The sequence below is a fragment of the Saccharopolyspora hordei genome (assembly GCF_013410345.1).
Lineage (GTDB): Bacteria > Actinomycetota > Actinomycetes > Mycobacteriales > Pseudonocardiaceae > Saccharopolyspora > Saccharopolyspora hordei.
The window spans coordinates 5606572-5620440 of the sequence record NZ_JACCFJ010000001.1 but is presented as its reverse complement, the minus strand read 5'-3'; the positions used below and the strand labels follow the sequence as shown (position 1 = coordinate 5620440).

General features: G+C 74.3%; 12 protein-coding genes. 5 read left to right on the top strand and 7 right to left on the bottom strand.

Annotated elements, in window-relative coordinates:
• Positions 1–129 precede the first annotated feature (129 nt).
• From HNR68_RS25660 to sigE, 3 genes are all read right to left on the bottom strand, one after another.
• Positions 130–1779: a S1C family serine protease gene (locus HNR68_RS25660; RefSeq protein WP_179724275.1), complete on the bottom strand. Its 1650-nt coding sequence runs from the start codon at positions 1777–1779 to the stop codon at positions 130–132.
• Positions 1780–1933: 154 nt separating this feature from the next.
• Entirely contained in the window at positions 1934–2644 is a 711-nt protein-coding gene (locus tag HNR68_RS25655) for a zf-HC2 domain-containing protein (RefSeq protein WP_179724274.1), read from the bottom strand.
• Positions 2645–2647: 3 nt separating this feature from the next.
• Positions 2648–3241, bottom strand: a complete 594-nt coding sequence (sigE, locus tag HNR68_RS25650) for an RNA polymerase sigma factor SigE (RefSeq protein ID WP_179724273.1) — start codon at positions 3239–3241, stop codon at positions 2648–2650.
• 287 nt (positions 3242–3528) lie between these two features.
• Here sigE and HNR68_RS25645 point away from each other — a divergent pair, with 287 nt between their 5' ends.
• The gene (locus tag HNR68_RS25645; RefSeq protein ID WP_179724272.1) at positions 3529–4131 is read left to right on the top strand and encodes a class I SAM-dependent methyltransferase; all 603 of its coding nucleotides are present in this window, start codon (positions 3529–3531) and stop codon (positions 4129–4131) included.
• Between the two features lie 9 nt (positions 4132–4140).
• Here the strand turns inward: HNR68_RS25645 and HNR68_RS25640 are convergent, their stop codons facing one another.
• Positions 4141–5280, bottom strand: a complete 1140-nt coding sequence (locus HNR68_RS25640) for a P-loop NTPase (protein WP_179724271.1) — start codon at positions 5278–5280, stop codon at positions 4141–4143.
• 204 nt (positions 5281–5484) lie between these two features.
• Between HNR68_RS25640 and HNR68_RS25635 the strand changes: the two genes are divergently transcribed.
• Positions 5485–5973 carry a MarR family transcriptional regulator gene (locus HNR68_RS25635; protein WP_179724270.1) on the top strand — a complete coding sequence of 163 codons (489 nt, stop codon included), beginning with the start codon at positions 5485–5487 and terminating at the stop codon, positions 5971–5973.
• A 4-nt stretch (positions 5974–5977) separates the two neighbouring features.
• Positions 5978–6391 (top strand): NUDIX hydrolase, encoded by a 414-nt coding sequence (locus HNR68_RS25630; RefSeq protein WP_179724269.1) that lies wholly within the window; start codon positions 5978–5980, stop codon positions 6389–6391.
• Positions 6392–6398: 7 nt separating this feature from the next.
• On the opposite strand, the gene HNR68_RS25625 is transcribed toward HNR68_RS25630, so the two are convergent.
• Complete coding sequence (locus tag HNR68_RS25625) at positions 6399–6917, bottom strand: DUF1003 domain-containing protein (protein WP_179724268.1); 519 nt, start codon at positions 6915–6917, stop codon at positions 6399–6401.
• Entirely contained in the window at positions 6917–8206 is a 1290-nt protein-coding gene (locus HNR68_RS25620; protein WP_179724267.1) for a magnesium transporter MgtE N-terminal domain-containing protein, read from the bottom strand. Before HNR68_RS25620 ends, HNR68_RS25625 begins: the two co-directional genes overlap by 1 nt.
• 124 nt (positions 8207–8330) lie before the next feature.
• Between HNR68_RS25620 and HNR68_RS25615 the strand changes: the two genes are divergently transcribed.
• Both HNR68_RS25615 and HNR68_RS25610 read left to right on the top strand, forming a co-directional pair.
• Positions 8331–9287, top strand: a complete 957-nt coding sequence (locus tag HNR68_RS25615) for an aldolase/citrate lyase family protein (RefSeq protein WP_179724266.1) — start codon at positions 8331–8333, stop codon at positions 9285–9287.
• A 151-nt stretch (positions 9288–9438) separates the two neighbouring features.
• On the top strand, positions 9439–12849 hold the full coding sequence (locus tag HNR68_RS25610; protein ID WP_343050407.1) for a patatin-like protein: 3411 nt from the start codon (positions 9439–9441) through the stop codon (positions 12847–12849).
• Here HNR68_RS25610 and HNR68_RS25605 read toward each other — a convergent pair.
• A complete protein-coding gene (locus tag HNR68_RS25605) occupies positions 12846–13700 on the bottom strand; it encodes a spermidine synthase (protein WP_343050406.1) in 855 nt (284 codons plus the stop codon). The two genes, HNR68_RS25610 and HNR68_RS25605, sit on opposite strands and share 4 nt — an antisense overlap.
• Positions 13701–13869: the final 169 nt, after the last annotated feature.

The window sequence follows — 13869 nt, the reverse complement described above, 5'->3', positions numbered from 1 at the left end:
CTCGCCTACCTCCGGGTCCTGCGCCGCCCGCCCACCCGCGCGAGCCGTCAACGCCCCCAGCGTACCGACCGGGGGAGCCCGGTTGGAGAGGGGAAGTGGCCGAACGCGCAACCGGGAGGCGCCCCCCGATCAGCGGAGGGTCACGTCCAGGACCAGTTCGCGGCCCTGCCGCACCACCGTGACCGGGACCTGCTCACCGACCTGGTGCCGGTCCACCGCCACCACGAGCTCGTCGGCGCTGCCGACCTTGCGCTCGCCGACCTTGATGATCACGTCGCCCTCGGCGATCCCGGCCGCCGCCGCGGCGCTGCCGTCCTGCACGTTCTGCACCTGCGCGCCGTCGGCCAGGCCGTCGCTCACCGACTTGGCGTTGACCCCCAGGTCGGCGTGCTGCACGTGGCCGGTGCGGATGAGCTCCTGGGCGATGCGCCGCACGTCGTCGATCGGGATCGCGAAGCCCAGCCCGATGGACCCGCCCATGCCGCCGGCGCCGAGGGTGCGGATGGCGCTGTTGATGCCGACCACCGCGCCGTTGCCGTCCACCAGCGCGCCACCGGAGTTGCCGGGGTTGATCGCGGCGTCGGTCTGGATCGCGTCGATCACCGCGTTGGTGTCGGTGCCCTCCCCGGCCAGCCGCATCGGGCGGTGCACCGAGCTGACGATGCCGGTGGTCACGGTGCCCGCCAGGCCCAGCGGGGAGCCGATGGCGATGACGTCGTCGCCGACCGCGAGGCTGTCGGAGTCACCGAGCTGCGCCACGGTCGGGTTGGCGACCTCGACCTTGATCACCGCGAGGTCGGTCTTGACGTCGCGGCCGACGATCCGCGCCGGGGCCCGCGTGCCGTCGTGGAACACCGCGGAGACCTGCGCGTTCGGGGTGTCGGCGGCCATCGAGACCACGTGGTTGTTGGTCACCACGTAGCCGTCGCCGTCGATCACCACGCCGGAGCCGCTGCCGCCCTGCGCGCCGACGCGCACCTCGACCGAGACCACGGCGGGCACCACGCGCTTGGCGACGGAGGCCACCGTGCCCTTCGGGCGGTCCGGGTTGCCGGTCTCCACCTCCGCCAGCGTCACCGACGGGTTGAGCAGCGGGTTGCCCTCCTCCGCGGTGATCCGGCCGATGAACCCCCCGGCGAGGCCGATGAGCAGGGCGACCACGCCGAGGACCGCGAGCGCGCGGGGGTGCACCCGGCGGCCGAAGAGGACCTCGCGGGCGCTGAGCAGCGGCCCGGTCTCGGTGGGCCCCGAGCCCTCGTCCTGGTCGGCGGAGGCGGCGGGCGGGCCGAGCACAGCGCCCGCGGCCGGGTTGCGCCACGGGTCGCGCTCGTCGGAACCCCACAGCACCGGCTCCTCGTCCGGTTCGGGGGTCATGGGCCGCTCGCCAGGAGCCCGCTGGAGCTGCTCGGTGCTGTCCGCGGGACGGCCGAAGGCCCCGGCCAGCGGTGCCGCCGGGGGAGCGGTGCCCTCGATGCCGCGCACCGGCAGGGCGGGGCGGTTCGGGTCGAAGCTGCCGGTCACGCCCGGCGGGCGGCGGAACGACGCGCTCTGCGCGGGGTCGACCGGAGGACGGTGCAGCGGCTTCGGCGCCAGGCGAGGAGGTTCCGCGGAGCCGTTCACCGTGGCAGGCACCCCGCGCGCCGTGGTGGACGCGCCCTGCCACGGGTGCACCGGCTGCGCGGGCCGTCCGTCGTGGTCCGTCTGGCTCGCGCGGGGACCGTCGTGGCGTCGTCCCTGGTGGTCCGGGCCCTGCGCGGGCGTTCCTGGCTGGTCGGTCATCGCTCCCCGGGCATGCGGTCGGACTCGTCCCCTCGAGTGGATCACACGGGCGCGTGCCCCGTGCCACCGGCACCGGGGCCGCACCGGTGCCCTCATTCTGCCGTGGGAGCGGTGAAGTTCGTGTGGGAGCGGGGAGGGAGATCGCGAGCGCGGGTCAGTTCTGCGGTGCGGCGCTCGTGGTGGTCGTCGGTGCCTGGCCGGGGGAGGGCACGACCGCGGCGACCAGCGGCTCGGGCGGCGCGCTGCTGGTCGGCTCGGGCGGCAGCGAGTCGCGGGCGGAGGCCGGCACCACGGCCAGCCCGTCGCCCGGCAGTGGCGCGGGCACCCCGGGGACCGGGTGCCCGTCCTCGTCGGCGGGCAGGTTCATCAGCGCGAGCGCGCCGAGCACCAGGCCGGAGAGCGCCACCCCGGCCCCCTGCTTGGTGCGCCGGCCCACCCGGCGACCGGTCCCCGGCTCACCGCCGAAAGGGGCGCTGCCCAGCGGTTGCCCACCCCCCAACGGGGTGGACGAGCCCAGGACCGGGCCGGTGCCGAACCGGCTGGAGCTGTCGGTGCGGGACACGGTGACCAGCTGGCCGTCCTCGGTCAGCGCGAGGTTGTCGGGCTGACCGGGCAGCTCGGCGTTGGCGGGGATGGCCTGCAGGGCCTGCAGGAGCGACGGCGAGATCGACGGGGTCCCGGCGGCCTTGACCGCGGCGCGCGCCTGGCGCTGCGCGGCGGCGTCCGCGGTGCACGCGGGGCACCGGGCCAGGTGGGCGGCGGCGCGGTCATGGGCGTTCGGGCTCAGCTCCCCGTCCACGAAAGCGACGATCGCGTCCAGCGCGAGGTGCTGCTCAGGCAGCCCCCACCCACGCATCACCGTCATCCGTCAAACCTCCCGGGCTTGTTCGCGACGAGATTCCAGGGCAGCTTTCAGCATCTGTCGACCGCGGTGGATCCTGCTGCGCACCATGCCGAGCTTCACACCCAAGGTCGTCCCGATCTCCTCGTAGGAGAGGCCTTCGACGTCGCAGAGGACCACTGCGGCCCGGAACTCCGGGGGCAGGGCGTCCAGTGCCGCCTGCAGGTCGGGGTCGAGGTGGGTGTCGGAGAACACCTGCTCCGGGCTCGGTCCGCCGCCGGGCAGCCGGTCGGTGTCCTCGGGCAGGCCCTCCATCCGCAGGCGCGACCTGCGGCGGGCCATGTCGAGGAAGAGGTTCGTGGTGATCCGGTGCAGCCAGCCCTCGAACGTCCCGGGCTTGTAGGACGCCAGCGAGCGGAACACCCGGATGAAGGTCTCTTGGGTGAGGTCCTCGGCGTCGTGCTGGTTACCGGTGAGGCGATAGGCCAGTCGGTACACCCGGTCGGCGTGTTGCCGCACGACCTCGTCCCAGGACGGTGGGGTCCAGGCGACCTCGTCGGCGGGCGAGACCGTGCCCGGCTGGGTACCGGTGCTCGGGTGGACAACGGGGGCCACACTCATCGGCTGATGTGCCATCGGGCGAAAAGCCACCTCCTGTGCTGTGCATCCACCAGAACGAACGAACCGGGTGCGTTGTTCCCGGTTCCCCGCCGGTGAGACGCCGAGGGGTGCGAGTCCTGACGCTACTACTCTCGTCTGCCCTGGTGAGGTGGACGTGATAGGCGCCTGAGAGCAGCCTGAGAACTCCGTCCGGAGCACTCCGCCCCGGGCGCGGTCCGGAAACGGCCCACTAACGATGTCGACGGCGCGGGTCACGGAAGCGCACAACATCGATAACCTTTCGCGTTGTGATTCCCGAGACGCCGGTCGGTGCCGGGCCTGCGGGCCCCGAGCAGACACCGCTGCGCATGCCCGACGGCCCGCAGGGCACGTCGGTCGGGGCGTCGCCGCTGCACGTGCTGCGCTTCCTGGCCGCGGCGCTGCGGGCGAAAGCCGTCGTGGAGGTCGGCACCGGATCGGGGGAAACAGCCCTGTGGCTGCTCCGGGGCATGGTGCCCGACGGTGTCGTGACCTCGATCGACCCGGACGCGTCGGTGCACCGCGAGGCCCGCGAGACGCTGCGCGAAGCGGGCGTCCCGGCCGGTCGCACCCGGCTCATCGCCGGTCGCGCGATCGACCTCATGCCCCGGCTCACCGAGGGCGGCTACGACCTGGTGACGGTCAACATCGCCACCACCGAGCACTCGCAGTACCTGGAGCTCGGGCTGCGCCTGCTGCGCCCGGGCGGCGTGATCGTGTTCGCCGGGACCCAGCTGGCGGGCCCGGACACCCGCAGCGCGATGGCCCAGGCCCTGCGCGAGCTGATCCGCGAGGTCCAGGCCGACGAGGACCTGGTCCCGGTGACCCTCCCGACCGGCCCGGGCCTGCTCGCCATCACCAAGCGCGGCTGACCGGCCGGGCTACGCCGGGGAGACCGACAGCAACTTGCCCGCGAGGCCGCGGGCGCGGGTGGACAGGCGCTTGGCGATGTCGTTGAGCACGACCGCCGCCGGGGACTCCGGGTCCTCCAGCACCAGCGGGGTGCCGCTGTCGCCCGCCTCGCGCAGCCGCGGGTCGAGCGGGACCTGGCCGAGCAGCGGGACGTCCGTGCCGATCGAGCGGGACAGCGACTCCGCGACCAGCTGGCCACCGCCGGAGCCGAAGACCTCCATGCGCTGGCCGTCGGGCAGCTCCATCCACGACATGTTCTCCACCACGCCGGCCAGCCGCTGGCGGGTCTGCATGGCGATCGCCCCGGCGCGCTCGGCGACCTCGGCGGCCGCCTGCTGCGGGGTGGTGACCACCAGGATCTCGGCGTTCGGGATGAGCTGGGCGGTGGACAGCGCCACGTCACCGGTGCCGGGAGGCAGGTCCAGCAGCAGCACGTCGAGGTCGCCCCAGAACACGTCGGCGAGGAACTGCTGCAGCGCGCGGTGCAGCATCGGGCCGCGCCAGACCACCGGGGTGTTGCCCGGGGTGAACATGCCGATCGAGATGACCTTCACGCCGTGCGCCTGCGGCGGCATGATCATCTTTTCCACCTGGGTGGGCTTGCCGCCCGCGCCCAGCATCCGCGGCACCGAGTGGCCGTAGATGTCGGCGTCGACCACGCCCACCGACAGCCCGCGCTCGGCCATCGCGGCGGCGAGGTTGACCGTGACGCTGGACTTGCCGACACCGCCCTTGCCCGAGGCCACGCAGTACACCCGGGTCATCGAGCCCGGCTCGGCGAACGGGATGCGCGGTTCGGCGGCGTCGCCGCGCAGCATCTTGCGCAGCTCGGTGCGCTGCTCGTCGCTCATCACGTCCAGCTCGACCTGGACGGAGCTGACGCCCTCGACCGCGGAGACCGCAGCGGTGACGCGCTGGGTGATGGTCTCGCGCATCGGGCAGCCCTTGACCGTCAAGTACACCTCGACCGTGACGGCGCCGTCAGAGCCGACGGACACGCTCTTCACCATGCCCAGGTCGGTGATCGGCCGCCGGATCTCCGGGTCCTCGACCTCGGCGAGCGCCTTGCGGACGGCGTCCTCGGTGGGCGTGGACTGCGTACTGGTCACGGTTACCTCGGCAAGCAGTTGGGAAACGTCGCGGAGAGTTCCAGGCTCTCACATCGCCCCGTCGGGGTCGGTTCCAATGCTACGGACCGGTAGCCCGCCCGGAACAGGGGTGACGGGCAGCCGTGGCGCTACACCGGGTGACGGGTCACCCCACGACCGGGGCGCTGCGCAGTCGAGTGAACGCGGACAGTAATATGAATCTTCGTGGCCGAGACGGCTCCCGATCGAACCCCTACTCGAAGCGAACTGCTCGCGTACCGCAGCTTCCTGCGCGCGCACGCCCGCGTCACGCGCTGCCTGGAGGGCGACCTGATCGCCGAGCAACGGCTCACCCTGGCCGCCTTCGACGTGCTCGAAGCGCTGGCCGAGGCGCCCGGCGGCCGGTTGCGGATGACCGAGCTGGCCGAAGTGGTGCTGCTGTCCCGCTCCGGCGTGACCAGGCTGGTGGACCGCCTCGAACGGCTCGGGCTGGTGCAGCGGGTCCGGGTGGACTCCGACGGCCGCGGGGTGCAGGCGGTGATCACCGAACGTGGTGAGGAACGGCTGCGCACGGCGGCCGCGACGCACCGCAGCGGCGTCGCGCGGTACTTCGTGTCGGCGACGGACGGCGAGCTGGACGCCCTGGTGCGCACCTGCGAGCGGCTGGCCGACGGGGGTGTGCCCTCGCCCCCGGGGCCGCGTGCGCAAGCATGACGGCATGCCCGGAACGACGTCCCCGACGCCCGAGGTGATCCGCGCGGTCGGTCTGGTGCGGTTCGCCGACCGCCGGCTGCTGCTGGTCCGCGCCGACCGCCAGGAGGCGTTCTACCTGCCCGGCGGCAAGATCGACCCGGGGGAGACCGAGCAGCAGGCCCTGCACCGGGAGGTCCGCGAGGAGCTGGGCGTCGGGCTGGTGGGCGCGCGCTTCTTCCGCCGCTACGAGACCGACGCGGTCGGCCAGGGCGACGGCGTGCAGGTGTCGTTGAGCTGCTACTCCGGCGAGCTCGACGGGGAGCCCCAGCCGGCGGCGGAGATCGCCGAGCTGGCGTGGATGACCCGCGAGGAGTACCTCGCCCGCCCGGTCACGGCCCCGGCGATCGTCGCCCTCTACGCCGACCTCGACCCGGCCTGACCCGCGGTCAGGGCTCGTCGGTCCGCGCCGGGGTGCGGGGGCGGCGCTTGTCGCCCGCCGGCGGGTGCAGCTCCTCGCGGAGGCGCTCCAGCTCGCCGCGCAGGTAGTCGCGGGTGGCCACTTCGCCGATCGCCAGGCGCAGCGCCGCCAGCTCGCGGGCCAGGAAGTCGGTGTCGGCCTTGGTCTGCTCGGCGCGCGCCCGGTCCTCCTCCAGGGCGATGCGGTCCCGGTCGTCCTGGCGGTTCTGCGCCAGCAGGATCAGCGGCGCGGCGTACGAGGCCTGGGTGGAGAAGGCCAGGTTGAGCAGGATGAACGGGTACGGGTCCCACCGCAGGCCGACCGCGAACAGGTTCAGCCCGATCCAGCAGACCACCACGACGGTCATCCAGAAGAGGAAGGTGCCGGTGCCCAGGAAGCGGGCGATGCGCTCGGAGGCCCGGCCGAACATCTCCCGGTCGAAGGGGACGGACAGCCGGCGCAGCGTCCGGGGCTGGTCGAGTCGGTGGTGGGTCAGCAGCTCGGGCATCAGCGCGCCTCCCGGTTCGTCGGCTGCGCCGGTTCGGCCTCGGGGAGCCCGCTCTCCCGCCAGCCCTCCGGCAGCAGGTGGTCCAGCACGTCGTCGACGGTGACCGCGCCGATGAGGTGCCCCTCGTCGTCGAGCACCGGCCCGCACACCAGGTTGTAGGCGGCGAAGTAGCGGGTCACCTCGGTCAGCGGCGCGTCCGCGGACAGGCTGGCCAGGTCGGTGTCCAGCGCCCCGGCGACCAAGGTGGACGGTGGCTCGCGGAGCAGCCGCTGGATGTGCACGCACCCCAGGTAGTGGCCGGTCGGGGTGGCCGACGGCGGGCGGCAGACGAACACCAGGCTGGCCAGCGCCACCGGCAGGCCGGGACTGCGCACCACGGCCAGCGCCTCGGCGATGGTCGCGTCCGGTCCGACGACCACCGGCTCGGTCGTCATCAGCCCGCCCGCGGTGTCGGAGGAGTACTCCAGCAGCCGCTTCACCGGGGCGGACTCCTCCGGGGCCATCAGGTCCAGCAGCCGGTCCTTGTCCACTTCGGACAGCTCGGCGAGCAGGTCGGCGGCGTCGTCCGGGCTCATCGCGCCCAGCACGTCGGCGGCGCGCGCCTCGTCGAGGTGCTGCAGCAGGTCCTTCTGGTCCTCCTCCGGCAGCTCCTCGACCACGTCGGCGAGCCGGTCGTCGTCCAGCGCCAGGGCCACCTCGTAGCGGCGCTGCGGCGGCAGGTCGTGCAGGGTGCTGGCGACGTCGACGGCGCGCATCGTGTCGAACATCGCCAGCAGCTGCTTGACGCCCTGCGGGCGGCCGGTGACCTCGGCGAACTCCAGCCCGGTCACCTCGTCCCAGTCCAGCACCCGGGTGGGGCCGCGGCGGCCGAGCCGCCCGGTGCGCTCGCGGACGGCCAGCTTGGTCAGCTGCCAGTCGCGGGTGCGGGTCGGCTCCATCGCGACGTCGACCAGCGCGGCGGCGGCACCGGTGCGCTCGACCGCCACCCGGGCGCCGAGGAGCTGGCCGAGCACGAGCAGTTCGTTCGGGCGCTGGTGGAACCGCCGCAGGTTCACCGATCCGGTCGCCAGCGTCACCGCGGTGGGTTCGATCCGGGTCACCCGCAGCATCGGCACGAAGATGCGGCGGTGCGTGGGCAGCTCGACGACCAGTCCGAGGACGCGCGGCGGCCGCCGCCCGATGCTGAGTCCGGCCACCACGTCGCGCACTCGACCGATCGATTCGCCATCCGGCCCGAACACCGGCAGTCCGGCCGCCCGAGCCGCGAAGACCCTGGTCGCGGCAACCACGCGATCAGGTTAGGCACTCCGCGCGCGGTCCGCTGGTCGGCGAGTCCGGGTGACCTTCGGCACGCCCTGGCCGGGTCGGCAGCGTGGTACACACGCAGCAGATCTCGACGCTGAGGAGGACAACGTGGACGGTCGACGTGCTCGGCGCAGCTGCCTGGCGGTGCCCGGTTCCAGTGCGAAGATGATCGACAAGGCGCGCGGCCTGGCGGTCGACCAGTTCTTCCTGGACCTCGAGGACGCGGTGGCGCCGCTGGCCAAGGCCGAGGCGCGGGAGCGGGTCGTCGGCGCGCTCAACGAGGGCGGCTGGGACGGCAAGGTCCGCTCGGTCCGGGTCAACGCGCTGGACACCGAGTGGACCTACCGCGACGTGGTGACCGTCGTGGAGGGCGCGGGCGCCGAGCTCGACACGATCATCCTGCCCAAGGTGAGCAGTGCCGAGCACGTGCGGTGGCTGGACCTGACGCTGTCCCAGGTCGAGCGGGCGATGGGCCTGGAGGTCGGCCGGATCGGCATCGAGCCGCAGATCGAGGACGCCGCCGGCCTGGTCGACGTCGACGCGATCGCCACCGCCTCGCCGCGGGTGGAGGCGCTCGTCTACGGGCCGGCGGACTTCATGGCCTCGATCAACATGCGCTCCCTGGTGGTGGGCCACCAGCCGCCCGGCTACGACGTCGGCGACGCCTACCACTACACGCTCATGCGCATCCTCATCGCCGCCCGCGCCGCCGGCGTGCAGGCGATCGACGGCCCGTACCTGCAGATCAAGGACGTGGACGGGCTGCGGCAGGTCGGGGGCCGCACCGCGGCGCTCGGGTTCGACGGCAAGTGGGTGCTGCACCCGGCGCAGGTGGACGCGGTCAACGAGCTGTTCTCCCCGCGCCAGGAGGACTACGACCACGCCGAGAACATCCTGGACGCCTACGAGTGGTACACCTCCGCGGCCGGCGGCGCGCGCGGCGCGGCGATGCTCGGCGACGAGATGATCGACGAGGCCTCCCGGAAGATGGCCCTGGTCATCGCGGGCAAGGGGCGGGCCGCGGGGATGACCCGCACCGACCGCTGGACCCCACCGGAGGAGTGACGGCCGCAGCGCGCCCCCGCACCGGCTCCCGTCGTGGGGGCGCGCTCCCGGCGCCGTCCCGCCAGTCTTGGGGTTGGGAGCAACGGGGGAGAGTGCGTCCGTTGGCGGCCTCCGCCCTGCGTTCTCACGGTAGGTTTCGGATGGTCCGCAGGTGACGAGCGAGGGGGCGGGTTCCGGGGTGTCCACCGCGGCTGGGGCGGAGAACGAGCAGGAACTGCGCTTGGCGCTGGCGATGCGTGGCGGCGCGAGCATGGCGGTGTGGATCGGGGGCGCCGTCGCCGAGATCAACCGCCTGCGCACCGCGCTGCTCCGCACCGGGGACCGACCGCACCCGTGGGCGGCGCTCGCGGCGCTGTCCGGCTACGACTCCGTCGTCGTCGACGTCCTGGCCGGGGCCTCGGCCGGCGGGCTCAACGCCACCCTGCTGGCCACCACCCTGGTCTACGGCATGCCCTTCGACCGGATGCGTGAGGTCTGGGTCCGGTTGGGTGACGCGGAGGCGATGGCCCGGCCGGTGCCGAAGTTCTGGCAGCCGGGCCCGCCGTCGCTGATGGAGGGCGACGACTACTTCCGCGCCGAGCTGGTCAAGGTCATCACCCGCAACGTCCCCGCCGACGCCCAGCTGCCCGGCGGCAGCGCCGACCTGCTGCTCACCGCGACCCTGCTGGACCCGGTCCTGGAGCAGCACCTCGACAACCGGTCCGGGGTGATGCTGCAGGAGCGGCGCACCGCCTCGTTCGAGTTCCGGCACCGGGGCCGGGCGGGCGACCCGCTGTCGGACTTCGGCACGGGCGAGGACTTCGACGCCACGGTCCTGCGGCTGGCCCACGCCGCCCGCGCCACCTCGGCGTTCCCCTTCGCCTTCGAGCCCGCCCGGGTGCACTCCTCGCGCGGCGAACCCCCGGCGGGGGAGCCGAACATGGTCGGGTTGTTCTCCGAGACCACCGACGACGGCGGCCCCACGCCGTTCCGGGTGATCGACGGCGGCGTGCTGGACAACATCCCGGTGTCGGCGGCGATCCGCGCGATCACCGAAGCACCCGCGGACCGGCCGACGCAGCGCTGGCTGCTCTACCTCAACCCGGACCCCGTCGCCGCGCGCGAGCAGCGCCGCGAGGCCGGGCGCGCGGTGCCGGTCACGCTGAGCGCGCTGCGCGCCCGCATGACCCAGGAGTCGCTGCTGGCCGACCTCGACGCGCTGGAGGAGCACAACCTCGTCGTCGAGCGGACCGCGCTGCGCCGCAAGGCGCTGTTCGCCCCGCTCCACTCCGCGCCCGACGCGCAGCGGCTCGCCGTGCTGGAGCGCCAGGTCGCCGCCGTCGCCACCGACCACGCCGTGGTGCGCGCGGAGCTCGACGCGCAGGCGGCGTACCGGCTGCTCACCGAACCGGCGGGCACCGAGGACGGCACGCTGCTGCCGCCGGTGGTCGGCGACCCGCTCGCGGACTGGTCGGCCCAGGCCCGCAACCAGCTCGCGCGGCGCCTGTCCGACGGGCTCGCGCGGGAGGCGACGACGCGGGTCTTCTCCGACGCGCGCAGCCTGCTCACCGCGGTCCAGGAGTGCCTCGGCTGGGCGTGGGACATCGAGCGCTGGTCGCCGCAGAGCCGGGAGATCGGGCACTGCAAGTGGACGCTCTACCGGTTGCGGGCCTTCGCCGAGGTGCTGGAGGGCCACGCCGACCGGTACTGGATCAACGGCGCGAAGCTGGAGCCGATCGTCGAGACCTCCGAGCTCGACGAGTGGGTGCAGCGGGTGCTGCGCCGCCGGGACCGGCTGCAGCACGCGCTGCCCACGCCGATCGCGCCGCTGCTCGGCGAGGTGCTGAGCGCGGTGGAGGACGGCACGGACGACTTCCAGCGGGTGCTGGCCGAGTTCGCCGCCGAGCTGCAGTCCATCGTGGAGTCCTCGGGAGCGGACGCGGTGCCGGAGGCCACCGGGGTGGACGCGGTGGCGGAGGCGCGCAAGCTGCTGCACCGCGTCGCCGACCAGCTGGCCGCCCTGGCTCCGCCGCGCACCCGGTGCGACGAGCCCGAGCAGATCGGCTACTCGCTGCTGGAGCGCAGCGACCAGCGGGCCGAGGTGCTCCAGCGGTTGGTGGTGCTGACCGCCCCGCTGGACGTCGGCCGGGTGCCGGGGACGCGGATCAACCTGCTGCGGGTGGTCAGCGACGAGCAGAGCCCGCTGCCGTTCGACGCGCTGCGGCGCGGGGAGGGCGTGCCGCTGCGCATCGCGGACAAGATCCGCGGGCTGGACATCGGCAACTTCGGCGCCTTCCTGTCCGCGAAGTGGCGCGCCAACGACTGGATGTGGGGCCGCATGGACGCCGCCGCCGCGCTGGTCGGGCTGCTCACCGACCCGGGCCGGCTGCGGCGGCACGGCAGCGCGGAGGCGCTGGCCGAGGCGCTGCGGGAGATCGTCAGCACCCCGACGGAGGCCGAGCTCGGCGAGCTCGACGAGGAGCGGGCCGCGCAGTGGCGCGGGTTCCTGGCCGAGGTGTGGGCGCGGTACGCGGGGGAGGTGCGCGCCGAGCTCGACGCGCTGTTCGCGCGGCCCGAGGACGAGCACCCGCTCACCGAGACCCGCACCCTGCTCACCGAACGTCTCCAGTGGACGATCGCGGCGGAGGAGGTCCCGTACGTGGCGACGGTGGCCCCGGGGGCGGACCAGCGCGGCGGGGGCCGGCCGCCCACGCCCAGCCCGGAGCAGCTGGTCAGCGAGGTCGAGCGCTACGACGTCGGCCGCCAGCGGTTCCCCGACCTGGGGGAGCGGCGGGCGCTGTCGCTGGCCACCCGGTTCGGCATGCTCGCCTACCGCGCCGCCCGCCCCTCGGGACGGGGCGCGCTGCGGTGGCTGCTCCGCCGGGCGATGACGGTGGCCAAACCGCTGGCGATGCTGCTCGCCTACGCCGTCGCCGCGCCGCGCCGGGCCGCGCTGCTGGGCCTGCTGGCGGCCACCGCGGTGGCGTTCACCGGGCCGGGTCCGCAGCCGGTCGGGCCGGACGGCCAGGCCCCGCTGACCGCGATCGCGGTCAGCCCACCCGCGTCCGGTGCCCTCCCCGGGCCGGACTTCGGCTGGTTCGCCCACACCCCGGTGCGCGGTGACTGGTCGGCGGTCGCGGACTTCTCGGGCAGCTCCACCGTCCCCGCCGCGGTGGTGGCGCTGCTGCTGGTGGTGGTGTTCGCGGTGTGGTGGGCCGGCCGGGTCACGCGCCGCCTCGGCCGCGGCCTGGCGCGCTGGCTGCCCGCGCTGGCGGTGGCGGCGGTGGTGGTCGTCGCCGAGTTCTGGCTGCTCGGCACCGGGTTCCGGCTCGGCCCGCTGGGCTTGGGGATCGCCGCGGCGCTGCTGACCTGGCCCGCGACGATCGCCTACCGGACCAGCGCGCGGTTCGCCGCGGTCGCGCTGACGGCGCTGGTGTTCGGCGCGGTGCTGTGGCTGTCCGAACCGGACGTCACGAGCGGCGGCGGCTGGATCCTGCTGGCGGCGGTGCTCGCCGCGTACGCGCACATGGCCCTGCTGGGCACCGTCGACGTCCTGGCCCCGCGTCCCCGGAGCGTCCGCTAGCGGGGTTCGCCTTCGCGCCGGACCTGCGGTACCGGTGCGGTGTGCGGGGCGGCCTCGGTGATCGGCTCCGCCGCCCCGACGACGGCGGCGGCCTGCCGCGGGGTGAGGCAGGACATCCGGTTCGCCGCGGCGGCGCCCCACGCCTCGAGGTCAGCCTTCGGCAGCGCGCGGGTGGAGGCGACGACCACGACGTTGCCCGCGCGGGTGCGGAGCAGCACCCCGGGCTCGGCGAGGACCAGGACGTGCGGGAACACCGCGCCGACCGAGGCGATCGCGCGCCGCGCGAACGCCAGCTCCCCGCCGTCCCAGGCGTTGGCCGCGAACAGGCCGCCGGGGCGCAGCACGCGCGCGACGTCGGTGAGGAACTCGACGGTGGCCAGCTCGGTGGCCACGCTCCCGGCGCGGAAGACGTCGAGCACCAGCAGGTCGGTGGAGCCGTCCGGGGCCGCTCGCACGCCCGCGCGCCCGTCCTGCACGCGCACCTCCAGCCCCGGCACCGCGTCCAGCGCCAGGTGCTCGCGCACCAGCTCCACCAGGGGCGCGTCGAGCTCGAAGACGACCTGCCGGGAGCCGGGGCGGGTGGCGGCGACGTAGCGGGGCAGCGTGCACCCGGCGCCGCCGAGGTAGGTCGCCGAGACGGCGGCCCCGGCCGGCCAGTGCCGGTCGATCGCCTGCCCGATCCAGGCGACGTAGGGGAACTTCAGGTAGGTGGGGTCGTCGAGGTCCACGAAGGACTGGGAGACGCCGTCGACGACGACGGTCCACCCCGCCTCCCGGTGCGGGTCGGGCACCAGCCCGGCCTCCCCGAACCGGACCGCGCGCTCGATGCGCTCCCGCCCCACGCAGCTCACCCCCGCGACCCTAGCCGAACGACACGATCCTGCCGGATCGCGAGCTCGGGCCGAGTTGAGTCGGTCGGCTGCCATCCGCTACCGCCGCACCGGGGCGCCGTCTCCGCCGCAACACGAACCGGAGCCGCACCGCCACGAGCACGGGACGACGCGGTCCACGTGGGAGGGG